24 protein-coding genes, 2 tRNA genes and 1 pseudogene are annotated in these 23,208 nt (G+C 70.0%); 18 read left to right on the top strand and 9 right to left on the bottom strand.

Annotated features, from left to right (window positions below; genetic code table 11):
* Positions 1-23: 23 nt before the first annotated feature.
* Positions 24-1,457 carry an amino acid permease gene (locus GPJ59_RS02035; RefSeq protein ID WP_219664592.1) on the bottom strand — a complete coding sequence of 478 codons (1,434 nt, stop codon included), beginning with the start codon at positions 1,455-1,457 and terminating at the stop codon, positions 24-26.
* Positions 1,458-1,712: 255 nt separating this feature from the next.
* Here GPJ59_RS02035 and GPJ59_RS02030 point away from each other — a divergent pair, with 255 nt between their 5' ends.
* Complete coding sequence (locus GPJ59_RS02030; RefSeq protein ID WP_219664591.1) at positions 1,713-2,201, top strand: ribose-5-phosphate isomerase; 489 nt, start codon at positions 1,713-1,715, stop codon at positions 2,199-2,201.
* A 131-nt stretch (positions 2,202-2,332) separates the two neighbouring features.
* Entirely contained in the window at positions 2,333-3,142 is an 810-nt protein-coding gene (locus GPJ59_RS02025; RefSeq protein WP_219664590.1) for an Fpg/Nei family DNA glycosylase, read from the top strand.
* Positions 3,143-3,212: 70 nt separating this feature from the next.
* On the opposite strand, the gene GPJ59_RS02020 is transcribed toward GPJ59_RS02025, so the two are convergent.
* Positions 3,213-4,454: a GNAT family N-acetyltransferase gene (locus GPJ59_RS02020; RefSeq protein WP_219664589.1), complete on the bottom strand. Its 1,242-nt coding sequence runs from the start codon at positions 4,452-4,454 to the stop codon at positions 3,213-3,215.
* A 117-nt stretch (positions 4,455-4,571) separates the two neighbouring features.
* Between GPJ59_RS02020 and GPJ59_RS02015 the strand changes: the two genes are divergently transcribed.
* The 4 genes from GPJ59_RS02015 to GPJ59_RS02000 all read left to right on the top strand — a co-directional run bounded on the left by GPJ59_RS02015 (position 4,572) and on the right by GPJ59_RS02000 (position 9,044).
* Positions 4,572-5,717 (top strand): PP2C family protein-serine/threonine phosphatase, encoded by a 1,146-nt coding sequence (locus tag GPJ59_RS02015; RefSeq protein WP_219664588.1) that lies wholly within the window; start codon positions 4,572-4,574, stop codon positions 5,715-5,717.
* A gap of 171 nt (positions 5,718-5,888) precedes the next feature.
* On the top strand, positions 5,889-6,641 hold the full coding sequence (locus tag GPJ59_RS02010) for a hypothetical protein (protein ID WP_219664587.1): 753 nt from the start codon (positions 5,889-5,891) through the stop codon (positions 6,639-6,641).
* Between the two features lie 230 nt (positions 6,642-6,871).
* Positions 6,872-7,771 (top strand): hypothetical protein, encoded by a 900-nt coding sequence (locus GPJ59_RS02005; RefSeq protein ID WP_219664586.1) that lies wholly within the window; start codon positions 6,872-6,874, stop codon positions 7,769-7,771.
* 244 nt (positions 7,772-8,015) lie between these two features.
* Complete coding sequence (locus tag GPJ59_RS02000) at positions 8,016-9,044, top strand: hypothetical protein (protein ID WP_219664585.1); 1,029 nt, start codon at positions 8,016-8,018, stop codon at positions 9,042-9,044.
* Positions 9,045-9,244: 200 nt separating this feature from the next.
* Here the strand turns inward: GPJ59_RS02000 and GPJ59_RS01995 are convergent, their stop codons facing one another.
* Both GPJ59_RS01995 and GPJ59_RS01990 read right to left on the bottom strand, forming a co-directional pair.
* A complete protein-coding gene (locus tag GPJ59_RS01995; protein WP_219664584.1) occupies positions 9,245-9,847 on the bottom strand; it encodes an AAA family ATPase in 603 nt (200 codons plus the stop codon).
* Complete coding sequence (locus GPJ59_RS01990; protein ID WP_308120078.1) at positions 9,844-10,284, bottom strand: DUF4232 domain-containing protein; 441 nt, start codon at positions 10,282-10,284, stop codon at positions 9,844-9,846. Before GPJ59_RS01990 ends, GPJ59_RS01995 begins: the two co-directional genes overlap by 4 nt.
* Between GPJ59_RS01990 and GPJ59_RS38815 the strand changes: the two genes are divergently transcribed.
* The 6 genes from GPJ59_RS38815 (at position 10,196) to GPJ59_RS01960 (ending at position 15,118) form a co-directional block, all read left to right on the top strand.
* Positions 10,196-11,224: a hypothetical protein gene (locus GPJ59_RS38815; protein WP_219664581.1), complete on the top strand. Its 1,029-nt coding sequence runs from the start codon at positions 10,196-10,198 to the stop codon at positions 11,222-11,224. The genes GPJ59_RS01990 and GPJ59_RS38815 overlap by 89 nt on opposite strands.
* Before the next feature lie 10 nt (positions 11,225-11,234).
* Positions 11,235-12,860: a pyridoxal phosphate-dependent decarboxylase family protein gene (locus GPJ59_RS01980; RefSeq protein ID WP_258023719.1), complete on the top strand. Its 1,626-nt coding sequence runs from the start codon at positions 11,235-11,237 to the stop codon at positions 12,858-12,860.
* On the top strand, positions 12,857-13,324 hold the full coding sequence (locus tag GPJ59_RS01975; protein WP_219664579.1) for an HD domain-containing protein: 468 nt from the start codon (positions 12,857-12,859) through the stop codon (positions 13,322-13,324). The genes GPJ59_RS01980 and GPJ59_RS01975 overlap by 4 nt, the downstream gene beginning before the upstream one ends.
* Before the next feature lie 133 nt (positions 13,325-13,457).
* Positions 13,458-13,652, top strand: a complete 195-nt coding sequence (locus tag GPJ59_RS01970; protein WP_219664576.1) for a hypothetical protein — start codon at positions 13,458-13,460, stop codon at positions 13,650-13,652.
* 166 nt (positions 13,653-13,818) lie between these two features.
* Complete coding sequence (locus GPJ59_RS01965; protein WP_219664574.1) at positions 13,819-14,631, top strand: DUF6551 family protein; 813 nt, start codon at positions 13,819-13,821, stop codon at positions 14,629-14,631.
* Positions 14,632-14,848: 217 nt separating this feature from the next.
* Entirely contained in the window at positions 14,849-15,118 is a 270-nt protein-coding gene (locus GPJ59_RS01960; RefSeq protein ID WP_219664572.1) for a hypothetical protein, read from the top strand.
* 255 nt (positions 15,119-15,373) lie between these two features.
* Here the strand turns inward: GPJ59_RS01960 and GPJ59_RS01955 are convergent, their stop codons facing one another.
* From GPJ59_RS01955 to GPJ59_RS01945, 3 genes are all read right to left on the bottom strand, one after another.
* Positions 15,374-15,574, bottom strand: coding sequence for a dehydrogenase (locus tag GPJ59_RS01955; RefSeq protein WP_219664570.1), 201 nt, complete (start codon positions 15,572-15,574; stop codon positions 15,374-15,376).
* Between the two features lie 290 nt (positions 15,575-15,864).
* Positions 15,865-17,286 (bottom strand): RNA-binding domain-containing protein, encoded by a 1,422-nt coding sequence (locus GPJ59_RS01950; protein WP_219664569.1) that lies wholly within the window; start codon positions 17,284-17,286, stop codon positions 15,865-15,867.
* Positions 17,287-17,899: 613 nt separating this feature from the next.
* Complete coding sequence (locus GPJ59_RS01945; RefSeq protein ID WP_308120077.1) at positions 17,900-18,310, bottom strand: NUDIX hydrolase; 411 nt, start codon at positions 18,308-18,310, stop codon at positions 17,900-17,902.
* 228 nt (positions 18,311-18,538) lie between these two features.
* On the opposite strand from GPJ59_RS01945, the gene GPJ59_RS01940 reads away from it, so the two are divergent.
* Positions 18,539-19,282 (top strand): nuclease-related domain-containing protein, encoded by a 744-nt coding sequence (locus GPJ59_RS01940; protein WP_308120076.1) that lies wholly within the window; start codon positions 18,539-18,541, stop codon positions 19,280-19,282.
* A 13-nt stretch (positions 19,283-19,295) separates the two neighbouring features.
* On the opposite strand, the pseudogene GPJ59_RS01935 reads toward GPJ59_RS01940, so the two are convergent.
* Positions 19,296-20,018, bottom strand: a pseudogene (locus tag GPJ59_RS01935) (GntR family transcriptional regulator).
* Here GPJ59_RS01935 and GPJ59_RS01930 point away from each other — a divergent pair.
* From GPJ59_RS01930 to GPJ59_RS38365, 3 genes are read left to right on the top strand one after another with little or no spacing between them, the layout of a single operon-like run.
* Entirely contained in the window at positions 19,970-20,158 is a 189-nt protein-coding gene (locus GPJ59_RS01930) for an excisionase family DNA-binding protein (RefSeq protein WP_374200764.1), read from the top strand. The pseudogene GPJ59_RS01935 and the gene GPJ59_RS01930 overlap by 49 nt on opposite strands.
* Positions 20,158-20,667: a hypothetical protein gene (locus tag GPJ59_RS38370; RefSeq protein WP_308120075.1), complete on the top strand. Its 510-nt coding sequence runs from the start codon at positions 20,158-20,160 to the stop codon at positions 20,665-20,667. Before GPJ59_RS01930 ends, GPJ59_RS38370 begins: the two co-directional genes overlap by 1 nt.
* Positions 20,625-21,194: a tyrosine-type recombinase/integrase gene (locus GPJ59_RS38365; RefSeq protein ID WP_308120074.1), complete on the top strand. Its 570-nt coding sequence runs from the start codon at positions 20,625-20,627 to the stop codon at positions 21,192-21,194. The genes GPJ59_RS38370 and GPJ59_RS38365 overlap by 43 nt, the downstream gene beginning before the upstream one ends.
* Before the next feature lie 70 nt (positions 21,195-21,264).
* Here the strand turns inward: GPJ59_RS38365 and GPJ59_RS01920 are convergent.
* A tRNA-Gly gene (locus GPJ59_RS01920) sits at positions 21,265-21,335 on the bottom strand.
* A 157-nt stretch (positions 21,336-21,492) separates the two neighbouring features.
* On the opposite strand from GPJ59_RS01920, the gene GPJ59_RS01915 reads away from it, so the two are divergent.
* A tRNA-Pro gene (locus tag GPJ59_RS01915) sits at positions 21,493-21,569 on the top strand.
* A 170-nt stretch (positions 21,570-21,739) separates the two neighbouring features.
* Positions 21,740-23,149, top strand: coding sequence for a trigger factor (gene tig / locus GPJ59_RS01910; RefSeq protein ID WP_219664564.1), 1,410 nt, complete (start codon positions 21,740-21,742; stop codon positions 23,147-23,149).
* Positions 23,150-23,208: the final 59 nt, after the last annotated feature.

Genomic DNA, 23,208 nt, shown 5'->3' with positions numbered 1-23,208 from the left:
TGCGTTGCTCGGGTGCTGCGGGCTCAGCCCTGCAGCGAGCGCTTGCGGCGGAAGTCGAGGACCACGCCGACGACCACGACGATCGCGGCGACCACGGTCGAGAGGGTGACGACCTCGCGGTTGGCCTCGTCGACGAACATGTAGCCGATCACGAACATGATCAGGCCGGCGGTCGCCCAGGTCAGCCACGGGAACAGCCACATCTTGACCGTCAGCTTCTCCGGGGCCTCGCGGACCAGGATCCCGCGCATCTTCAACTGGGTGAAGCAGATCACCAGCCAGACGAAGAGGGCGATGGCACCCGAGGAGTTCAGGAGGAAGGTGAAGACCGTGTCCTTGAACGCGTAGTTGAAGTAGACGGCGACGAAGCCGAAGACCGTGGAGCCCAGGATCGCGGCGACCGGAACGCCCCGGGAGTTGACCTTGGCGAACGCCTTCGGGGCGTCGCCGCGCTCACCGAGCGAGAAGGCCATGCGGGAGGCGGTGTAGAGACCCGAGTTCAGGCAGGACAGCACGGCGGTCAGGACGATGACCTCCATGATCGTGCCGGCGTGCGCGATGCCGATCGAGTCCAGGGCGGCGACGTACGAGCCCTTGTCGGTGATCGACTTGTCGTTCCACGGGAGCAGGGTCAGCACCACGAAGATCGAGCCGAGGTAGAAGACGCCGATCCGCCAGATGACGGAGTTGGTGGCCTGGGTGACCGCCTTGCGCGGGTTCTCCGACTCGCCGGCCGCCAGGGTGACGATCTCGCTGCCCATGAAGGAGAAGACGACCATCAGGACGCCGGTGAGGACGGCGCCGTACCCGTTCGGGAAGAAGCCGCCGGCGTCGGTCAGGTGCGCGAAGCCGGCGCCCGGGTTGTCCGAGCCGGGCAGCACGCCGAAGACGGCCAGCATGCCGATGATCACGAAGGCGGCGATGGCCACCACCTTGATGCCCGCGAACCAGAACTCGAACTCACCGTAGGAGGCGACCGAGCCGAGGTTGGTGGCGGTCAGGACCGCCATCACGATCAGGGCCCAGGCCCACTGCGGGACGGCCGGGATCCAGCCCTCCAGGATGGCGGCACCGGCGGTGGCCTCCACGGCGAGCACGACGACCCAGAAGAACCAGTAGAGCCAGCCGATGGAGAAGCCGGCCCAGCGGCCCAGCGCGCGGTCGGCGTAGGCCGAGAAGGAGCCCGAGTTCGGGCTCGCGGCGGCCATCTCGCCGAGCATGCGCATCACGAAGACGACCATCGCGCCGACGAGGGCGTACGAGATCAGGATGGCGGGGCCGGCCTTGGCGATACCGCCGCCGGAGCCGACGAACAGGCCGGCGCCGATGACGCCGCCGATGGCGATCATGGAAAGGTGGCGGTTCTTGAGACCGGCCTTCAGACCGTCGGAAGACTCAGGGGTGCCGGGTTCGCCGGCCGGTCCGCCTGCCTTCTGAAGGGTCGTCGTGGAGCTCATGGACGGATCCTTAGGTTCTCGGATTGCGAGCCCCGGAAGTAAAACCCGGATGAACGGTGGACGGAAGACCCGAATCCGGATCGTTGCCGAAGGGCGAAGGTCCGGGCCCTTGGTCCCGAAGGCGACACCCCGCCCCATCTGGGTAGTTTGGGATTACTTGAGCTTCGGGAGTGACGTACGCCACGCTCCCGCGACCTCCGGTCGGGGGTGCCCCCGGCCGAGCCCGGTCCGGGCCTCCCGTGCCACACTCGTGGCATGCGCGTCTACCTCGGATCCGACCACGCCGGCTTTGAGCTCAAGAACCACCTCGTGGACTGGCTCAAGAACAACGGCCACGAGCCCGTCGACTGCGGGCCCCACATCTACGACGCCGTCGACGACTACCCGCCGTTCTGCCTGCGCGCCGCGGAGAAGACCGCCGCGGACCCGGACAGCCTCGGCATCGTGATCGGCGGCTCCGGCAACGGCGAGCAGATCGCCGCCAACAAGGTCCAGGGCGTGCGCGCGATCCTGGCCTGGAGCGTGGAGACCGCCAAGCTCGGCCGGGAGCACAACAACGCCAACGTGATCTCCGTCGGCGGCCGCATGCACACCCAGGAGGAGGCCACCAGCTTCATCGAGGCCTTCCTGGCGACCCCGTACTCGAACGAGGAGCGCCACACCCGCCGCATCGAGATGCTCAGCGCCTACGAGCAGACGCGCGAGCTCCCCCCGATCCCGGCCCACCACCCGCAGGACCAGTAGGCCCCCCGGAGGACCCCTCGCCCGTGCCGCCGGTCCCGCCAGGGGCAGGCGGCACGGGCATTTCCCGGGGCCGTGCGGTGTTCCCGGTGTGCTTGTCTGTTCCGCCGATCCGTCCCGTCAGGAGAGCAGCCGTGCCCGAAGGGCATACGATCCACCGCCTCGCCGCGGACCACCTCGACCGCTTCGGCGGCTGGGGCGTGCGGGTGAGCAGCCCGCAGGGCCGCTTCGCCGACAGTGCGGCCCTCCTCGACGGACGCGTCCTCGACGGGGTCGACGCCCACGGCAAGCACCTCTTCCTGGGCTTCGAGGGCACCGGCTGGATCCACATCCACCTCGGCCTCTTCGGCAAGTACGCCTTCGGCCCGGCCCCGGCCCCGCCGGCCACGGACACCGTCCGGCTGCGGATCGCCAACGACGACCAGTACGCCGACCTGCGCGGCCCGACCACCTGCGCGCTGATCACCGGAGCCGAGAAGCAGGCGATACACGACCGGCTCGGCCCGGACCCGCTGCGCCCCGCCGACGACCCGGACCTGGCCTGGCGGCGGATCTCCCGCTCCCGCACCACCATCGCCGCGCTGCTCATGGACCAGAAGGTCGTCGCGGGCGTCGGCAACGTCTACCGCGCCGAGGTCCTCTTCCGGCACGGCATCGACCCGTACCGGCTCGGCAAGGACGTCACCCGCGCCGAGTGGGACGCGATGTGGCAGGACCTGGCGGAACTGATGCGCGAGGGCGTGCGGCTGAACCGGATCGACACCGTCCGCCCGGAGCACACCCCCGAGGCGATGGGCCGGCCCCCGCGCGTGGACGACCACGGCGGCGAGGTGTACGTCTACCGCCGGGCGAACATGGCCTGCCACATCTGCGAGGGCGAGATCCGCACCGCCGACCTCGCCGCCCGCAACCTCTTCTGGTGCCCGGCCTGCCAGACCCGCTGACGGGGCCGGGCGCGCTGGCGGCGCCGGGCCCGCTGACGGCGCCGGGCGCGCCGAATCGCTCCAGAAGGCTCTAGAAGCCGTGCGGCAGCCAGGGCGCGACCTCGCCCTGGAAGGCCCGCGACGCCTCGCCCAGCGCCCCCGGCCGGCGCCCGAGCTCGCTCACCAGGCCGGCCCCGGCCAGCGAGCGGAGCGTGGTCCCGCCCAGGTAGGCGGCCCCCAGGGCGCGCACGGACACGGCCAGGTCCGCCGGCTCCTCGGTCCGCTCGCACTCCACCGCGCCCGCGGCGTCCGCCGACAGCCGCCAGCGACCCTCGTTCCACGGGCAGAACGGATCCGTGACGTCGAGCACCACGTCCACCGGCGAGCCGTAGGTCCGCGCCCGCAGCGCCGCCGGCAGGTCCACCAGCCGCACGTGCAGCGCGTCCCGGGTGAGCGCCTTCGCGCGCCGCACGTCGGACAGCATGTGCAGCACCGGATCGTCGGCCGGCCGGTTGCGGGCCCGCACGGTCCACACCAGGTCGAGGTCGAAGACGTACCGCCACAGCGCCGCGTACGCCGCCGGATCCAGCGCCTCCAGGTCCTGGACCTCCACGATGCCCGCGGCGCCCGCGGGCTCCCAGTCCGGCCGGACCCGGTAGCGCGCGTACCCGCGCAGCTCGCCGTCCGGCCCCTCCGCCAGCACGCACTTCAGCGGCGAGCGGCCGTCGCGGTCGGCCTCCGGGTCCAGCACGCCCAGCTGCTCCCAGCCCGGCAGGCGCGCCAGCATGCCGGGACGGGCCGGCACCAGCTCGGCGTAGACCTTCTCGCAGCCGGCCAGGGACTGCTCCGGGTCCGCCAGGCGCAGGCGTACCTCGTCCGTCCCCGGCGGGACGGCCAGCCGCACCCGGGTGGTGTCGATCTCCAGCGACAGCTGGTACGTGCCGGTGCCGTAGCCGAAGCGCCCGTAGATCTCCGGCTCGGAGGCCGTCAGCACGGCGAGCGGCTCGCCACCCTCGCGTACGTCGTCCAGTTGACGCCGCATCAGCGAGGTCAGCATCCCGCGGCGGCGGTGCGTCGGGGCCACGCCGACCATGGTCACGCCCGCGGCCGGCACCAGCGCCCCGCCGGGCACGGCGACCCGGAAGCTGAACGCGCCGGCCGAGCCCACGCACGTCGGACCGTCCCAGACGCCCAGCGAACGCTCCACCTCCGTCAGCGAGCGGTACAGCGTCCGCTCCTCCGGGGATTCGGTCACTCCGCCGAACGCCAGTTCCAGATGGCCGTACCAGACATCCCACTCATCGGGCCGCAATACGCGCATCTCATTCGCCATGAGGCCATCCCTATCAGGACGCCACCAACGGGTCGATCGGATTTCGACAGTCGCGGACGGGCCCGTGCAGGGGTACCCCTGCGCACGCACAGCCAGGATCGATAGGGTCCCGAAGCAATGGCCGGAGCACGGATCGAGACCTGGACGGCCCGGATGCGCAAGAGCTCGCACCGGGTCCGCACCGCCCTGCGTAAATCCGGCGTGGACTACTTCCGCGGCGACGCCTCCGACTGGCTGGCCTTCGCCGGCCTGCTGCTGACGGTCCCGGCCATCACCTTCGGCACGCTGATGCTGCCGGTCTGGTTCTCGCCCTCGGCCCTCGTCCTGCCCATCGTCGCCGGGGGCCTGCTGCTGCGTCCCGCCAGCCTGCTCGCGCTCTACGCGGCCTCCGCGGCCGCCCTGATCGTCGAGGCCCTGGTGCTCGGGCCGTACACCCAGGGGCCCGCCCGGGTCACCCCGGGCACCGTGCTGGTGGTGGCCGCCTGCGGGTTCTTCGGGCTGGTCATCGCGCAGTTCCGCAGCCGGGTCGGGGTGCCCTGGCGGCGCGGCGGCACCATGCTCTTCGACCTGCGCGAACGCATCCGGGTGCAGAGCAAGCTGCCGGGCCTGCCGACCGGCTGGCACCGCGAGATGGCCCTGCGCCCGGCGGGCGGACAGTCCTTCTCCGGCGACTTCGTGGTCGCCGCCCGCACCGGTCCGGCCGGCCGCACCCTGGAGGTCGTCCTCACCGACGTCTCCGGCAAGGGCATGGACGCCGGCTCCCGCGCCCTGCTGCTCTCCGGCGCGTTCGGCGGCCTGCTCGGCTCCCTGCCGCCGCACGACTTCCTGCCGGCGGCCAACGGCTACCTGCTGCGCCAGGACTGGGACGAGGGCTTCGCCACCTCCGTCCACCTGGTGCTGGACCTCCACACCGGCGACTACGAACTCCTCTCCGCCGGCCACCTCCCCGCCCTCCAGCTCTGCGCGGGCACCGGCCGCTGGCAGGAGAGGTCCGGCGAGGGCCCGCTGCTCGGCGTCTACGACGGCGCGGTCTTCGAGCCGGCCCGCGGCAACCTCCGCCCCGGCGACGTCCTGATGCTCTTCACGGACGGCCTGGTGGAGTCGGCGGACCGCGACATCAGCGAGGGCATCGACCGCCTCAGCGGCGAGGCCGAGCGCTACGTGACGGCGGGCTGGGAGGGCGCGGCCTGGCACCTGATCGAACGCGTCGCCAAGGACGTCAACGACGACCGCGCCCTGCTCCTGATCCGCCGGTCCCCCTGACCGCGGCCTAACTGCACCCGACGATCGCACCTGACGGCCCCTCCCCACGATCGCATCTGACCGAACCTGATCGGATGCTTTTGCGGGTGCGCACCTACTGTGGGCAGACTGAGCGCCGCCCCGCATGAGCGGGAAGTTCTTCTATGGATCCGTAGGATCCGGGGGGTTCGAGTGACTGTGAACAACAAGCGCGCGACGACCGTGGGGACGCTGCTGGCACTGGCGGTGGGGGCCGCCGTCCTGTCGGCTCCTGCCGCGCACGCGCTGCCGGGCACCGGCGAGGTGCTGCGCAGCAAGAACGCCGTACTGATCATGCAGCCCGACGGGAACCTCGTGCTGGAGCTCGCGGCCGGCGGCGTGCTGTGGTCCACCGGCACGTACGGCAACCCGGGCGCGACCGTGACGCTCCAGGAGGACGGCAACCTCGTCGTCCACAGCAGTGCCGGCGCCGTGCTGTGGGCCTCCGGCTCGTACGGCAACCCGGGCGCGCGCCTGGACCTGCAGAGCGACGGCAACCTCGTCCTCTACCGCGCCGACGGCCCGGCCGTCTGGAACACCGCCACCTGGATGGTGCAGCCGCTGCTGGCCGGCGGCGAGCAACTGGGTACGGGCAACTGGACCTGGAGCGAGAACGCCATGCTCGTGATGGAGCAGGGCGGCAACCTCACCATCCGCGACCGCGACACCCACGCGGTGCGCGGCTCCAGCAACACCTGGGGCCCGGGCGCGTACGCGCGCATGCAGGCGGACGGCAACTTCGTCGTCTACAAGAAGGACGGCGGCGAGGGCAAGGGCGGAGCCCTGTGGTCCACCGGCACCTGGAACAACCCCGGCGCCCGCCTGGTGTTCGAGCGCAACGGCGACCTCGTCGTCTACCAGAAGGACCTGGACGTCGCGCTGTGGCGCAGCGGGACGGGCCGCTGACGCGTGGCCCGGCTCGGGCGGTGACCCGTACCGGCCGTTGACTCGTACCGGCCGCTGACCCGGACTGGGCGGTGCTCCGTACTGGGCGGTGGCCGGCGCGGAACGTGCCCCGTACCGGACTGCGGCAATTCACTTTGCAACCGGATCAACGGTATGAGCAGACTGTCCCCCGGTCGGCCGAGATGATCAGCCGACTGTTCGATCGTCTGTTTCGTGGGGGGATTTGCTACATGACCGTTCAGCGCAAGCGTGCCGCCTGGACCGGTGCGGCCGTCACCGCCGCCGTGGCCGTCGGTGTCCTCGTCGCTCCGGCGGCCCAGGCCGCCGGGGCCGGTACGGCACCGGTGGAGCGGAAGGCCGCCGCCCAGGCCCAGCCCCAGTCGCTGCCGAAGGCTCCGGCCGAGCCCGGCGCCCGTTCCCTGACCGCCGACACGGTCGCCCCCGGCCTCAAGCCGGGGGAGAAGCTGCTGCCCGGCCAGTCCATCGGGGGTGCCAACGCCTACCTGAAGATGCAGGACGACGGCAACCTCGTCCTGATCCACAACGCCGGCGCCGACCTGTGGGCCACCGGCACGTACGGCAACCCGGGCGCCTACGCCGTGCTCCAGGCCGACGGCAACTTCGTCGTCTACAGCAAGGACGGCGGCGAGGGCAAGGGCGGCGCCCTGTGGCACTCCGCCACCTGGGGCAATGCCAACAGCCGCCTCGACCTCCAGGAGGACGGCAACCTCGTCCTCTACCGCGAGAACAACTCGGCCGCCTGGTCCAGCCGCACCTGGCGCGTGGGCGACAACACCCTGTCCTCCGGCGAGAACCTGGACAGCGGCACCTGGATGCAGGGCGACAACCACGTCCTCGTCATGGACGCCAAGGGCTTCTGGTTCGTCATCGACACCCGGATCGGCTACGGCAAGGCCAGCACCACGTACAGCCCCGGTGCCTACATGCGCATGCAGGCCGACGGCAACCTCGTCATCTACAAGAAGGACGGCGGCGAGGGCAAGGGCGGCGCCCTCTGGTACACCGGCACCTACAACAACCCGGGTGCGCACCTGGACTTCGGGCGTGACGGAAGCCTCCGCCTCGTCTCGGCCAACGGTTCGGTCCTGAAGGACTGGGAGACCCAGTGACACCGGCGGCCCGGCGGGCCGCGGCCGGCCGCTGACCGGCTGAACGCTGACCGCCCGGCCGCTGACCGGCTGACCGTAAGCCCCTGGTCGGAGTGGGACCCTCGCCTCCGACCAGGGGCTTCGTGCTGTCCGGACCGGGGGTGGCCGGAAGCCCTTTGCACGCGGCCGAAAACGTGTGCACACTACACGTCGCTGATCGGGACCCGGTCAGCCTCAACACGTGGGGGGTCACACCATGACTGTCATGCGCAAGCGCGCCGCCTGGACCGGCGCGCTCATCGCCTCCGCCGTGGCGGCGGGCGTCCTCGCCGCGCCGGCGGCCCAGGCCGCGGACGGTGCCGGAACGTTCAAGCACAACGCGACTGCGCCCCAGAAGGCGGCGTCGCCGAAGGCCAAGGCCAAGGCCAAGGCCATGGCCGCGTCCAAGGCCAAGGCCGCCGCCACGCAGCAGCGGACCGCCGGCAAGGCCGACGCCCGCGCGCTCGCCGAGAGCGCCGCCGCCACCACCGCCACGACCGCCACGACCGCCGAGGCGGGCGACACGCTGCAGCCGGGCCAGAAGCTGCTGCCTGGCGAGTTCATCGTCAGCGAGAACGCCTTCCTGCTGATGCAGGAGGACGGCAACCTCGTGATCGGCCACATGTCCGGCGCGGACCTGTGGGCCACGGGCACCTTCGGCAACGACGGCGCCTACGCCCAGTTCCAGGCGGACGGCAACTTCGTCGTCTACAAGAAGGACGGCGGCGAGGGCAAGGGCGGCGCCCTGTGGAACTCCGCCACCTGGGGCAACCCGAACTCCCGCCTGACCATCCAGGAGGACGGCAACGTCGTCCTCTACCGCCAGGACAACTCGCCCGCCTGGTCCAGCCGCACCTGGCGCGTGGGCGACAACACGCTGTCCGCCGGGGAGAACCTCGACAGCGGCACCTGGATGGACGCGGACCAGACCGCCCTGGTGATGGACGCGCGCGGGTACTTCGGCGTCTTCGAGAAGTTCAGCGAGGACGTCTACATGCGGGGCTACACCAACACCTACAGCCCCGGCGCCTACGCCCGCATGCAGGCCGACGGCAACTTCGTCATCTACAAGAAGGGCGGCGGCGAGGGCAAGGGCGGCGCCCTGTGGAACACCGCGACCTGGGGCAAGCCCGGCGCCCGGATGACCTTCGAGCGCAACAGCCACCTGGAGCTGCGCACGGCCGGCGGCGAGCTCCTCTGGGACGGCGAGACGGGCGACGACCAGCAGCCCCAGCCGCCGACCGCCACCAGCTGACCGCCCGGTCCCGCCTTTGCTGCGGGCCCCGGACGGCCACGTCCTGACGACACGGGGTCCGAGGACACCGGTCCGATGATCCGCCCCGCGGCCGGGGCAGGGGTTCCCCTGCCCCGGCCGCGGCATTTCCGCGAGGCCCGGCGCCTGTACTGCCGGTGTCACCGGTGTCGCTGGTGTCGCCGGCGCCGCTCTCCGCCCCCTCAGTCGAAGCGGATGTGCCGTACGCCGACCAGGGCGCGCCGGAGCCGGCCGCGCAGCGGCCCGTCCGAGGCCGGCAGCAGCGGCAGGCCCGCCGCGTCCGCGACGTGGTCCGCGACCTGCCGGACGGACAGCCGGTCCGTGGGCACGTGCTGCGCGAACGCCGGCGCGCGCAGCGCCGCCAGGCAGTCGTCCAGCCGGCCCACCGCGAAGCTCTCCCGCTTCAGCCCGCGGACCGGTCCGCGCTCGCGCAGCCGGTCCAGTACGGTCTCGCGCTCCGCGAGCAGCGCGAAATGCCGTACCTCGTGCCCCCGGTCCCGTAGCCGTCCCACGGTCTCGGCGAAGTAGCCGGGGTCGACAACCGTCATGGGCACCAGGACCGGCCCCGGATGCCGGGACGCCGCCAGGTCCAGCACCTCGAACACCCCCTGCCGCCAGGCTGCGAGGTCCTGGAAGTCACCGCGCAGCGCGGGCGGCAGCATCCGGTGCAGCCCGAATCCCACGTGCTCGGGATCGCACACGACACTGCCCGGCAGCCGTCGGTGCAGTTCGTACGCGGTCTGCGTCTTGCCCCCGCCGAACGGGCCGTTGAGCCAGACGATCACCGTGCCGCCGCCGTCCAGGGGCCGAGCCCCAGCCTGCCGGTGTTCCCCAGGTCGAGCGGACGGGTGAGCGCCAGGGTCAGGAGGGGCGCGCCCGGCCGGGGCCGGACCTCCAGGTGCCGGCCCTCCGTGGCGGGCACGGTCGCATCGGTGACGAGGTTGCGCCACAACAGGGAGAAGGACGCGTGCTGCCCCGGCTGGAGGACGATCCGCTCGGGCTGCGCGTCGAGACCGGTGCCTGACGCGACGTTGTTCGACCCGTGCCCGATGTCCACCCGCACCGGCGCCTTCGCCTTGTCCAGGACCTTCACGTCGGGGTAGCCCTCCAGCACGTACGGCTCGGTCCCGCAGTTGAGCAGCTGGACCTCGGCCACCCGCAGCCCCATCGCCGCGTCCCCCTGCCCCTCGCGCAGGACCACTCCGCCCGGCGGACAGGCCACGCCCGACTCCCGCGGCCGCCCGGCCCCGGGCGTCGCGGCCATCGGCCCCGAGGGGACGGCGGCCACGGCGGTCGGCCCCGGCGCCCGCGGTGGCGGCGGCGCCGCCTCACACCCCACGAGCGCCGCCACGGCAACAACCCCCCCGACGACCCACCCCACAACCCCTCGCCCCCGCGCCTTCGCCCCCGCGCACACCTGCCCCGACGCCCCGTCGTGCGCCCCCGCCCCCGCGTACACCTGCTCCTGCGTCCCCTCTTGCCTCTGCACCGGCCCAGCCCCCCACACCGACTCCACGTGTCCCTCAGGCACTCGGCCACGCACCTGCTCCCGCATCCGCCCCTGCTTCCGTAGCTGGTCCCGCATCCGCATCCGCATCCGCATCCGCTCCGGCGCCCGCATCGGCTCCGGCGCCCGCATCGGCTCCGGCGCCCGCATCGGCTCCGGCGCCCGCATCGGCTCCGGCGCCCGCATCGGCTCCGGCGCCCGCATCGGCTCCGGCGCCCGCATCGGCTCCGGCGCCCGCTTCGGTTCCCGCGCCCGCTTCGGTTCCCGCGCCCGCATCCGCTCCCGCGCCCGCATCGGCTCCGGCGCCCCGCGTCGTCCCCTCCCCGCTGGTTCGTCAGCTCTCGCGCCCCTATCTGCCGGCCCTCGCTTCCGCTCCCGCATTGGCCCTCGCCCCGGCCCGTGGTCCGGCTTCTGCCCCGGCCCGGAGCCGCCCCTCTCCTCAGGTTCCTGGTCCGGCTCGTGGTCCTGCCTCTGCCCGGGCCCCGCCCGGCTCGTGGTCCTGCCTCCCTCTGCCTTGCCCCCGGCTCCCCGCCTGGCCCCGGCCCCGGCCGGGCTCCGCCCCGTACCCCAGCTTCGCGATCACCTTCGACCCTACGGCCCCACGGCGGCCACTTCCCGGCGATTGGCCCGGTACCAGTGCCCCCGCCAGCTCTAGCGTGGCGACCATGCACCCCGCCCTCGCCGACGACCTCGGCCGCCTCCCCGAACTGCTCGGCCTCACCCTCGACCAGGCCGCCGAAGCCCTGCGCACCCTCGACACCCGGCCCGTCGTCCCCGCGTACGCACACCCGGCCGCGGCGGGAGAGCTGAGGGAGCCGAGGGAGCCGGAAGACCCGGGAGCCCCTGGAGAGCCGAGGGAGCGGGCCGAGCCGCGGGACCGGCGGGAGCCGACCGAGCTGGGGGACCGGCACGAGGCCGACGATGCCGCCGCCCCGCCCGCGGAGGGCGAGGAACCACCCCACGACGGCAGGGACGGCAGGGACGGTTGCAGGGACGGCAGGGACGGCAGGGACGGCAGGGACGGTTGCAGGGACGGCAGGGACGGTTGCAGGGACGGCAGGGGCCTCGCCCGCACCCTGGAGGACTTCGCCCGGACCTGGGCGCCCCGCCTCTCCGCCTCCGCCGGCCCCCGCTACCTCGGCTTCGTCACCGGCGGCGCGACCCCCGCCGCCCTCGCCGGGGACTGGCTGACCGCCGTGCACGACCAGAACTCCAACTCCGCCCTCGACGGCGCCGGCCAGGACCTGGAGCGCGAGACCGTCGGCCTGCTGCGCGACCTCTTCGGGCTCTCCTCCGCGCACACCGGCACCTTCGTCAGCGGCGCCACCATGTCCAACACCACCGGCCTCGCCATCGCCCGCGAATGGCTCGGCGAGCGCCTCGGCGTCTCCCCGGCCGACGACGGCGCGGCCGCCCTCGGCCCCGTACGCGTACTCTCCGGGGCCCCGCACTCCTCCATCGGCAAGGCGCTCTCCGTGCTCGGGCTCGGCCGGCGCGCCCTCGTCCCGGTGCCCACCCTGCCCGGCCGCGAGGCCGTCGACCCAGCCGCCCTCGACCGCGCCCTCGCCGACACGCCCGGTCCGGCCGTGGTCGTCGCCAACGCCGGCACCGTCAACACCGTCGACTTCGACGACCTCCGCGCGATCGCCGCCCTCCGCGAACGCCACGACTTCTGGCTCCACACCGACGCCGCCTTCGGAGCCTTCGCCGCGCTATCCCCGGACCACGCCCACCTCACCGCGGGCCTCGACGCCTCCGACTCCGTCTGCGTCGACCTCCACAAGTGGCTCAACGTGCCCTACGACAGCGCCGTGCAGTTCACCCGCCGCCAGGACCTCCAGGCCCGCGTCTTCGCCAACGCCGCCGCCTACCTCGGCCCCCTCGGCCCCCGCCCCGACCTGGTCCACCTCACGCCCGAGAACTCCCACCGGCTGCGCGCCCTGGCCGCCTGGTTCACCCTGCGCGCCTACGGCCGCGCCGGCCACCGCGAGATCGTCGAACGCGACATCGCCTGCGCCCACGCCCTCGGCGACGAACTCGCCGCGGACCCCGCCTTCCGCCTCCTCGCCCCGGTCCGCCTGAACGTCGTCTGCTTCACCCTCGCCGAACGGCCCACCGCCGAACGCCTGACCGCCCTGCGCGAGGCCGTCGCCGCCGAGGTCTTCGTCACTCCCACCGTCCTCGCGGGAACCCCGGCCCTGCGCGCCGCGTTCTCCAACTGGCGTACCACGCAGGCGGACGTACGCCGGGCCGCCGAGGCCCTCCGCAGCGCGGCGAAGGGAATCGAATGACATCGCCACGGTCCACCCCCACCCCCACCCCCCTCACCCTCCCCGAGGTCGAGGCGCTGGCCCGCGCGGCGCACGAGGGACAGACCGACAAGGCCGGCCGCCCGTACGCCGAACACCTCGCGGCGGTCGCCGAGGGCGTGCGCGCCCGCGGCGGCACCAGCGACCAACAGGCCGCGGCCTGGCTGCACGACGCGGTCGAGGACGGCGCGCTGAGCCGCGCCTGGCTGGATTCCGCCGCTCTGCCGCAGCCGGTGAAGGACATGGTCCTGGCGGTCACGAAGCGACCGGGCGAGCCGGTCGAGGAATACACGGCCCGCATCCTGGCCGTCCCCGGCGCCCTCCTCGTCAAGGAAGCGGACCTCGCCCACAACTCGGACCCGGCCCGCCTGGCCGTCCTCGACGCCCCCACCAGGGACCGCCTGACCGCCAAGTACGCGTACGTCCGGTCCCTCCTGGGCCTCTGAAACCCACACAGTTGACGGGAATCACCGCCTCCAGGCGGATACCGGGGGCCTGTTGGTGGCACGATGGTCCATGTGGGGGTGCGCACGGCCGTGCCCCGGGCCGACCAGGGGACGACCGAAGGTGTGATCAGAAGTGGCCATTTCGCTGTCAGTGGTGGTTCTGTTGGCGATCATCCTGGTGGTGCTGATCCGCGGCAACCACCTCAAGCCGGGCCCGGCCGTCGTAGCGGTCCTCTTCGGCTTCTTCCTGGCCTCCAGCTCCATCGCCCCGGACGTGAACCGCTTCCTGAACTCCCTGGCCGACACCATCGCGGGCATCAAGATCTGACCTCTGTCGACGCCGTACCAGACGGAACGTCGCGTTCCGCAACTATCGCTCATGTGACGGAAGTTGCGAGTCGATAAGTAAATATGATTGTGTCGCTGACGCGCTGCATCCCAAGATCCCGGCTTTGCCGCATACTCCCCCTAACGTGGCGCAGAAGGACACACCCATGCCCAAAGCTCGTTACACCTTCGAGCTCCCGGCCCACAAAGTGGAGTACGGGCAGGAGGTCCCGGTCAGGGACCTGACCATCGATCCGCAGGCCCAGCGGACGCTCAACGAGAAGCGCGCCCAGAACATCGCGAACAACCTGGTGCGCGAAGCCGTCGGCTCGATCATCGTGTCGAAGCGCGCCGACGGGGACCTCTACATCGTCGACGGCCAGCACCGCTGGCGCGCGTGCGTCCTCGCCGGCATCTCCACGATCATGGCTGAGGTCCACTACGGCCTCACGCAGGCGCAGGAAGCCATCCTCTTCCTGATCAAGAACCGTGAATCGCACAAGCCGCGTGCCATCGACGAGTACCACGTGGGGCTCACGGGCGGCGTCCCGCTCTTCGTGGACACCGACAGGATCCTCAAGAAGCACAACCTGACGCTCGGGTCGTCGTCGACGAACGGCGTGGGCGCAGTCTCCGGCGTGCTGCAGATCATGGACCGGCACGGGGCGCAGGTCTTCGACCGCACTCTGACCGTCGCCGAGGAAGCCTGGGGCCGCTCGGCCGAGAGCTGGGACGGCATGCTCCTCGGCGGCCTCGGTACCTTCATCGGCCGCCACGGCGACCTGGTGGACGACAAGGAGCTCGCGCGGAAGATCATGGACCTGGGGACGGCCGCCAAGTGGCGGTCCGAGATCCTCAGCCAGTCCTCGCGGGGAGGCTTCAACAACAGCGGCACGGGATCCCGTGTGACGACCGCCTACCGGCTCGTCGTGAACGCCTGGAACAAGGGCCGCAGGGCCGAGAACCGCATCGAGGCGTAACGAGCCAGCCCGGCCGGCCTCCGCGGGAGGTGGGCCGAAATTCCCCGGCTGGACGCGAGCACCCGGGCCGCGAAGTAGCGACGGATGACCGCTGGGCGTGACACTGTGCCGAAATCGGCCGTCACGCCATTCCGGCGACCCCGTTTCCGTACGACTGGCACGACTCCCCTGCCCTCCCTCTCGTCCTGCCGACCACCGTCGCAAAGGGTCGAATTCCGTGTTCCAGATTCTCGATGGCGCGCCTTCGTGGGTCATCGCCGTGGTGTGCGTCGTCATGGTCGTCTCGACTGCCGTCCTGGGGATGGCCCGCGTGGTCAAGAACCTGCCGAGCGCCACGGTCGGCAAGTACTTCGAACACCGCACGAGCAAGTACCGCATCATCGCGGGCGACACCAAGGGCCGCTTCGCCCTGATGCAGAAGCAGCGCTACGTCTTCCTGGGCTTTTCGCTGGTCTGCGTCGTGGTCGTCGTAGTGACCCTGCGCTGAGCCACACGCTCCTGCCACAGCCCCGCAAACGCCTCAGGGCCAGGCGGAAGAATCACCCTCCGACCTGGCCCTGAGCCATGAAGAGCGGGCGACGGGAATCGAACCCGCGTAGCTAGTTTGGAAGATCGCGTAAGCGCCTGCGCCCTGACCTGGTAAGACGCTGACCTGCGCCTTCGCGGCCGTCACCCCGCAGCTTCCCGCTGTTCCCCGCCCCGCGCCCCTCGTTCGGACACGCGGAGGGCACGCGACGAGCCATCACCGGAACAGCTGCGGCGTCGGGCAGACCTCCAACGCCTCGTCCGGCCGATCGGCCCAGTGCCACCACACATGCCGCCCGGCACGCTTCCCCAGCGACCGGCAGACCCGCTGGTCATCCTCGGCCCGTCGGCTGAGCACGAAACCACCGAACTGAATGGCCTGACTGCACTCAGAGCAGTTCGGGATGCTGTTGGTCATGCTGCGGACCCTAACGGCGCCCAAGCCTGGAATGCCATGAGTTTGGGAATCACCGATCTTGGTCCGCCCGCTAGGCGTCTGACCAGCGGATACGGAGACAGCCCGAATCCTGGCGCCGCTCAGGCTGTCCCGCATTGACCGCCGTTCACCAACCTCTGGCACGCGTCTGGCACGCCCGACCGCCTTGCCGAGGGCAAGGCGGTCCGACAGGCTTCCCGAGCCCAATCGGTACCCGGCTTCGATGGGCTCTATCCCCGCCCTCTGCACCGTTGATGTCGGGAATTTGACCTTCAGTCGATGGAGCCGCGAAGGCTCTTTCCCTTTTCAGTGAGGCGCCACGCGTACTGAGATCGAATCCTGCCAGGGACAGGCTCGATCATGTCGGCATTCTTGAGTTTGTAGAACACCTGCTTTACGCGATTCTCTGAGGCGATCCCTGTAAGGGATCGGGCAATCTTATTTGAGATCTCCTCGTTGTTGCGCAAGTACTCCAAGATGAGCTCTTCTGGTCGCGCAAGTGGAGTGTGGGCCAGAATTACTACGAATGCATTTTCTTCGACAACGAATAGCGGCGCTTTGAGCTTCGCGGCCTTCATGGCGCTCATTACCGTGTCAAGCCCCTCGCCGATATCCTTGTTGGGTGGATCGGGGTACTTGTTGAGCAGGCGCACAATGCTTGGATTTCTGGCGAACCGGTCGGTGAGGATGTTGTCGGTCGTCATGTGCCCAGGCAGTCGGCCGGGACTCCTGACCTCAACCCTGTTATCAAAGATTGAGATTAGGATGTCGTCTGAAACGTTGTAATCTCGATGGATTACGGCGTTGACGATAATCTCCTTCAGGGCCTCTGGTGGATACTTTACTGGTGCCATTTGCCCGTCAGTGCCCAGGATGGGAACGGCTTCGATGATCTCTGCCACCGCATCCAGCGTCTTTTCGATTAGGATGCGAGCCGGGCCGTCGATCGATAGCGGGGTTCCCTTGAGATACTTCCTGTCAGGGGTACTTTCCTTGCTTTCGTACCGTGCGATCTTTACGGAGCATCGCTTCGGCACGACTGCGGCAGGCTCTTCCGCGTACAGGATGGCCGCTGCGACTGTGGCCTTTCCGTCTTTCCTGGAGACGAGCCTCTGGCGTGTGAGGTACTTCTCCGGCGTTGTGGCCGGGCTGTAGGTAGAAAGGAATGTATCCAGCTCCTCTTCCTCCTTCAGTTCATCCACCTCGTAGTCGTCCAGGAGCTGATCCTCGTACGATCGAGCACCTTTGGAAAGTGCGAGGTCGGCGATTCGGTGCCCCGTGAGTTTGAGGGTCTGGGCGCCCTTTCGTTGAAATACGTCTCCTTTGGATGTCTTGTGGACGTCGGAGCTCTTCTGGATGGTCACGAGACAGCACACGCCGCGCTCGCTGTCGCCCGAGATCCACAAGTATTCCATGTCGTACGGAACGGGGGGTTGGACTTCATTTACCAGATTTTGGTGGATGAAGTTCGCGGCCTCGATATTGTGCAGCCCCTGCCACCTGTCGATCCCGGTTGCGTGCTTCTCGTCTTCGATGCCGACGATGAATTCTCCGCCCTCGGAATTGGCCAGAGAGGTGGAAATTTCTTGAATCTTCTTGCCGTCGCTCGAAGCGCTTTTGAAATCCCAGAAGTGAGATTCCTGCTTGCTGATGATTTCCTTGGCTTCCGCCAGGGAAATCTGCCGCTCCTCCACACGCACTCCAAGGTTCTGGTATGACCGACGTCGAGTTGCCAACTTTAGCTGTGAGAGGGGGAGTTGACCTACATTTTGGGTGATGCGGCACCTTCCCAAAGGTCGACACCACGACCGTTGTCCTGGCTCGGAGGTCGAAGCCTGGTCGTGGTTGCTGGTTGAACGCGGTCGTGGCGCCAGTGACAGCTCCCCACCCGCACCACAACCGAGCCGCGGCCGCAGGACGGGCCCCCTCCATCCCGGCGTTTGAGCGCCCCCGCCGGAGGCATTGTTCTGACCTTGTGGCGTCGTTGGGCCTTGGCGCCCCGGGGAGCGGCGTCTGGGATGCCTCAGCTGCTCCAGCGGGCCTGGTTGGCAATGGTGCCCGCTGAGCGGTTCAAGCGGAGGGCAGGGGACTCACACCCGGCGCTGGAAGCCTGCTTGAGCTGCAGGCAGTTGTGGAGCTGAGGGCGCTGGCCTCGTAGGGGTTGTCCCGACCGTCAACCCTCGCCGGTCTTCGGCGTGCGGCCGGCGGTCGGGCCGGAGTGGGGCGGAGACAGGAGCGCAGGCCCGGGCGACGGGCCGCGCGCGCCGCGCTGTGCGCGGCGGGTGCCTTGATGGAGTAGGGAAACTTTCACCGCACGGGGAACGGCTGGCGGCCGTCATGGCTCCGCACGTGAGGCCCGTGCCCGTCCAGGGCGTCCAGAAGTCGGATCGCGTAGACCTCGGACATCCGCTCGGAGACCTCTTCGGGCGTGAGCCACTGGACTGCCGTGGTCTCGTCGGAGGTGCGCTCGGCGCCCCCGGTCGCCTTGCACCGGAAGACCAGGGCTACGACGCCGAGTGTGACGTTCTTGTAGACGCCCGTCAGCTCCGCCACGTCTACGTCGAGACCGGTCTCCTCCAGGACCTCGCGTCGGACACCATCCTCCGGCGTCTCGGAGATCTCCAGCACTCCGCCCGGCAGCTCCCACGTCCCGTTGTCCGCCTGCCGGATCGCCAGCAACCGGCCATCGTCGCGGACCACCACACCCGCCACGGACACCGAGTGCCGTGGGGTCGAACTGGCGTCCCTGCCTGCAATGAGGCCGTCTTGCCGCGTCACGATTCGGCTGTTCCCATGTCCTTGGGGCGACATGCTTGGGGGTGGGGGATGGCTGGGCTCAAGGTGTCCCGGTGGCAGCGGCCAGGGCATGACCGCTGGTACGTGAACCTTGCTGACGGTACTGCAGTTGCGTGGGCTGACGCTCGTACCGGGCGGGTTGAGATCCTCGTGGAGGCTCACCGCAAAGAGGCCTTGCAGTTGCTTCGCCATCAGCTCACCCAGACCGTGAAGCAGCCCGTGGAAGCGCCGGGGCGCGTGGCTTCGCCTCGGACGCTGACGCTGCCTGACTTGACCGCGGCTGATGACCTGGCGTTGCACCGTCCCGGTGCCGAAATCCGGGCGCTGCTCAGTTCACGCGGCCCTGCCCCGGCGCGTCGGCTGCTCGACCGGCTGTTACGTCGGAAGGGTGAGTGGGACTCGTGGTGTCGAGGGCTCGCAGGTGAGCGGAAGGCCGGCGCGGAGCTGAATCGGCTCACCAGGCATGGATGGCGGGTGGTGCACTCAGTTCCGCGGCCGACCGGCGGGGACATCGACCATGTCCTGATCGGCCGTGGCGGGGTGTTCAGCATCAACACCAAGAACCTGACCGGCAAGACGGTATGGATCGGCGACGAGATGGTCAGGGTGGATCACGGCAAGCCGCGGCCGTATCCCGCCGTGAGTCGTAATGAGGCTGCCTACGTGCGCCGGGTTCTGGAGCGGTACTGCTCGTTCCCGGTACCGGTGGAGCCCATCCTTGTCTTCGTAGGTGTTCCGGAGCTGCCGCGCTCTGCGACACAGCTCGACGTCCGTGTCTACCGCCACAAGGACCTCGCGTCGCTCGCGCCGCTCACCGGTCGGTTCACAGACGAGCAGGTCGAAGCGCTGTATGCCGTCGCGCGTCACCGAAAGGCCTGGCTGGGCGGGGGGTGAGGTGCACTCCCAATCAGGCGTCGAAGTCGTACTCAAGGACGTATGAGGCGGAGTCGAGCGTCATCTCGTTGACTTCGACCGCCCTGCCGCTCTCGGAGAACGCCGTACGCGCGATCTGGATGACCGGAGTGCCCATCGACAGGGCCAGCCGTTCCGCCTAGCCGGCCGACGGCATACGCATACGGCATCGGATCTCTTCGCGGAAGTGCACCGGCTTGTGGCCCAGCTCGGCAAGGCGGGTATAGGTGTCGCCCGGTCCGGTGTCCTCCTGGGTGATCGCAGAGTCCGCGACGACATCTGACGGAAGGTACGAGGTGGCGAAGAGGACCGGCTTGCCGTCCAGGGCGAAGCGGCGGCTACGCACCCATACGGGGGTGCGGGGCTCGACGTCGAGCGCCCCGGCGACCCGTTCGGTCGCTGCCTCCTCGTAGACCTCGATCTGGTCGACGGTGAGCGTGCGGTCCTCGATGTCGGCCGACCAGATGGACTTGCCCGACCCCCACTGCTCTTGGGCCAACCGCTGGATGCATCGCCTGCGCAGCGGTCGGAACGCTCGGACGAAGACGCCGGCGCCCTTGCGGGCCTCGGCAAGGCCTTCGTTCTGAAGAACGCTGAGAGCCTGGCGTGCGGTCATGCGGGCCACTTCGTACCTGGCCATGAGGTCGTTCTCACCCGGCAGGCGATCGCCTGGGGCGTACTCGCCTGCCTGAATCGCGGCACGCAGCGCATCCGCGATCCGCTGAGGAGCGGCGGATCACCTTCGTGAAGGTGGGGCGGCACGTCCGCATCCCCGAGAGCGCAGTGCGGGCGTACATCGCCGCCCACACCGTCCAGCCGCGTCAGCGTGGCGTCACCCTTCGGGGGGTGGCTGCCTGATGGCTGGGAAGCGCCGTCAGTTCGGGCGGGTCCGCAGGCTCCCGTCCGGCCGCTACCAGGCCCGTTACGTCGGTCCCGACGGGCAGCTACGGCCGGCGCCCGAGACCTTCCGTACCAAGAGGGATGCGGACGACTGGCTCGCCGACAAACAGACCGAGATGCGGCGCGGCGACTGGCACGACCCGGACGCCAGGAAGGTCGCCTTCGGCCCGTACGCCGTGGCCTGGATCAAGGAGCGTGAGCTGACCAGCACCACACGGCAGCTCTACGGCTCGCTGCTCAAGCACCACCTGGAGCCGACCTTCGGCACGGTCAACGTCGCCGAGATCTCGCCTCCCCTGGTCCGGCGCTGGCGCGCGGACAAGCTCGCCGCCGGTACCGGGTCCACCACCGTCGCCAAGGCGTACGCGCTCCTGCGGGCGATTCTGGGCACAGCCGTGGCCGACCAGATGATCAGGCGGAACCCGTGCCAGATCAAGGGAGCCAGCACCGTGCACAGGGTGAGCTGATCGGGCTCCACCGCCGGGACATCGACCTCGACAACGGGACCGTGCGCGTCCGCCGGGCTGTCGCCGAGCTGGGCAACGGGCAGCGGGAGATCAAGGCGCCCAAGAGCGTGGTGGGCAAGCGGACCGTCTCGATCCCTGACGTCGTCGCCCCGGAGATCCGCGAGCACCTGAAGACGTACGCCGAACCGGGCGCCGACGGCCGGGTGTTCATCGGGGCGAAGGGGGCCACGCCGCGCCGGAACCACTTCAACCGGCTGTGGCGCAAGGCCTGCGAGAAGGCCGGGATCAAGGGGCTGCACTTTCATGATCTTCGGCACACAGGCAACACCCTCGCCGCGTCCACCGGAGCCAGTACCCGCGAGCTGATGACCCGCATGGGCCACAGCACCGCCCGCGCGGCCCTGATCTATCAGCACGCCGGCGCCGACCGCGACCGGCTCATCGCCGACGCCCTGAGCGACCTCGTCAGGAAGGGCCGACAGGGCACGGCCGGGCCGAAGGGGCACGCGGGGGACACGCCGGGCTGATCGCGACCCCCGCAAACGCCTCAGGGCCAGGCCGAGGAAACATCCTCTGACCTGGCCCTGAGCCATGAAGAGCGGGCGACGGGAATCGAACCCGCGTAGCTAGTTTGGAAGACTAGGGCTCTACCATTGAGCTACGCCCGCACAGCGGCGCCGCAGGTCGATCGAGGACCGCGGCACGGACAGCATCCTAGCGGGTCGGGCGTGCGCGTCGCACACCGCTTTTCGGGCGGGGCGGGTGCCGCGGAAAAACCAGGGGCGTCGGACCGTCTCCGGGCATGTACCCTACGTGTCGCACCGACGGGGTGTGGCGCAGCTTGGTAGCGCGTCCGCTTTGGGAGCGGAAGGTCGTCGGTTCGAATCCGGCCACCCCGACCAGCACCATCCACGGCCACCCGCGAAGATCGCGTTGTGGGCTGCTTCCCGCTTGCGGTTACTATGCAAGCTGCGTGCCCGTGTGTCTGATGTACCGGGCCCGATCCGCTGGTCCGCTGAACATGCAGCGGCGACAGCAGAACCCCAGAAGTCAGCCACAAGGAGACCGAACCGTGAAGAGCGCCGTGGAGACCCTGAACCCGACTCGGGTTCGGCTCACTGTCGAGGTGCCCTTCGAGGAGCTCAAGGACAGCCTCGACGCGGCGTACAAGAAGATCAACCAGCAGGTCACGGTCAAGGGCTTCCGCAAGGGCAAGATCCCGGCCCGGGTCATCGACCAGCGCTTCGGTCGCGGTGCGGTGCTGGAGGAGGCCGTCAACGACGCGCTCCCGAAGTTCTACACCGAGGCTGTCAACGAGGCCGAGGTCAACCCGCTGGGCCAGCCCGAGGTCGACATCACCGAGTTGAAGGACGGCGAGCTGCTGGCCTTCACCGCCGAGGTCGACGTCCGCCCGGCGATCGAGATCCCGGACTTCTCCGGCATCGAGGTCGAGGTCGACGCCATCGAGGTCTCCGACGAGGACGTCGAGAAGTCCGTCGAGCAGCTGCGCGGCCGCTTCGCCTCCACCAACGTCGTCGAGCGCGCCGCCCAGGACGGCGACGTCGTGACGATCGACCTCGAGGCCAAGGTCGACGGCGAGGTGCTGCCGGACGGCGTCGCCTCCGACGTCTCCTACACCATCGGCTCGGGCGAGCTCCTCGACGGCATCGACGAGGCCGTCAAGGGCCTGGAGGCCGGCGGCGAGGCCACCTTCACCTCGCAGCTGAAGGGCGGCTCCGCCGAGGGCAAGGACGCCGAGGTCACCGTCAAGGTCACCAAGGTCTCCGCCCGCGAGCTCCCGGAGCTGGACGACGAGTTCGCGCAGATGGCGAGCGAGTTCGACACCCTGGACGAGCTGAAGGCCGACAGCCGCAAGCGCCTCGAGAACATGAAGCAGTACGACCAGGCCACCCAGGCCCAGGAGCGCGTGCTGGAGAAGTTCATCGAGCTCGCGGAGATCCCGGTTCCCGAGAAGCTCCTCGAGGACGAGGTCAACACCCGCAAGCACAACCTCGAGCACCACCAGCTCGGCCAGATGGGCCTGACCATCGAGAAGTACCTCGAGTTCCAGGGCAAGACGGTCGAGGAGTTCGAGGCCGAGACCCGCGAGCAGGCGATCAAGGGCATCAAGACCCAGTTCCTCCTCGACGAGCTCGTCAACAAGGAGAAGCTGAACGTCAACCAGGAGGAGCTCACCGAGCACCTCATGCGCCGCGCCGCCTCCTCCGGCATGTCCCCCGACCAGTTCGCCCAGGCGGTCGTCGAGGGCGGCCAGGTCCCGATGCTGGTCGGCGAGGTCGCCCGCGGCAAGGCCCTGGCCCTGGTCGTCGAGGCCGCCAAGGTCGTCGACACCAACGGTGAGGTCGTGGACCTGTCCGACGAGGAGGACGAGGTCGAGCAGGCCGCCGAGGTCGTCGAGGCCGCCGTCGAGGGTGACGAGGCCAAGGGCGACGAGGCCAAGGGCGACGACGAGGCCAAGTAAGGCCCGTAGCCCTCGTAAGGCCCGTAGGGCCCGTAGGTTCGTACGGCCCCAGGGTCCCC

Source organism: Streptomyces bambusae, from assembly GCF_019400985.1.
GTDB classification, from domain to species: Bacteria; Actinomycetota; Actinomycetes; order Streptomycetales; family Streptomycetaceae; genus Streptomyces; species Streptomyces bambusae_A.
The sequence above is the reverse complement of the archived record's forward strand: the minus strand, read 5'-3'. Positions and strand labels throughout refer to the sequence as shown.

What these genes read in the sequence shown, in the direction of transcription:
- GPJ59_RS01965 (WP_219664574.1), top strand. Translation starts at nt 13,819, where the DNA reads ATGCCCAAAGCTCGTTACACCTTCGAGCTCCCGGCCCACAAAGTGGAG.
- GPJ59_RS01955 (WP_219664570.1), bottom strand. Translation starts at nt 15,574, where the DNA reads ATGACCAACAGCATCCCGAACTGCTCTGAGTGCAGTCAGGCCATTCAG.
- GPJ59_RS01975 (WP_219664579.1), top strand. Translation starts at nt 12,857, where the DNA reads ATGACATCGCCACGGTCCACCCCCACCCCCACCCCCCTCACCCTCCCC.
- GPJ59_RS02035 (WP_219664592.1), bottom strand. Translation starts at nt 1,457, where the DNA reads ATGAGCTCCACGACGACCCTTCAGAAGGCAGGCGGACCGGCCGGCGAA.
- GPJ59_RS02005 (WP_219664586.1), top strand. Translation starts at nt 6,872, where the DNA reads ATGACCGTTCAGCGCAAGCGTGCCGCCTGGACCGGTGCGGCCGTCACC.
- GPJ59_RS02030 (WP_219664591.1), top strand. Translation starts at nt 1,713, where the DNA reads ATGCGCGTCTACCTCGGATCCGACCACGCCGGCTTTGAGCTCAAGAAC.
- GPJ59_RS01980 (WP_258023719.1), top strand. Translation starts at nt 11,235, where the DNA reads ATGCACCCCGCCCTCGCCGACGACCTCGGCCGCCTCCCCGAACTGCTC.
- GPJ59_RS02000 (WP_219664585.1), top strand. Translation starts at nt 8,016, where the DNA reads ATGCGCAAGCGCGCCGCCTGGACCGGCGCGCTCATCGCCTCCGCCGTG.
- GPJ59_RS02015 (WP_219664588.1), top strand. Translation starts at nt 4,572, where the DNA reads ATGGCCGGAGCACGGATCGAGACCTGGACGGCCCGGATGCGCAAGAGC.
- GPJ59_RS02020 (WP_219664589.1), bottom strand. Translation starts at nt 4,454, where the DNA reads ATGGCGAATGAGATGCGCGTATTGCGGCCCGATGAGTGGGATGTCTGG.
- GPJ59_RS38370 (WP_308120075.1), top strand. Translation starts at nt 20,158, where the DNA reads ATGGCTGGGAAGCGCCGTCAGTTCGGGCGGGTCCGCAGGCTCCCGTCC.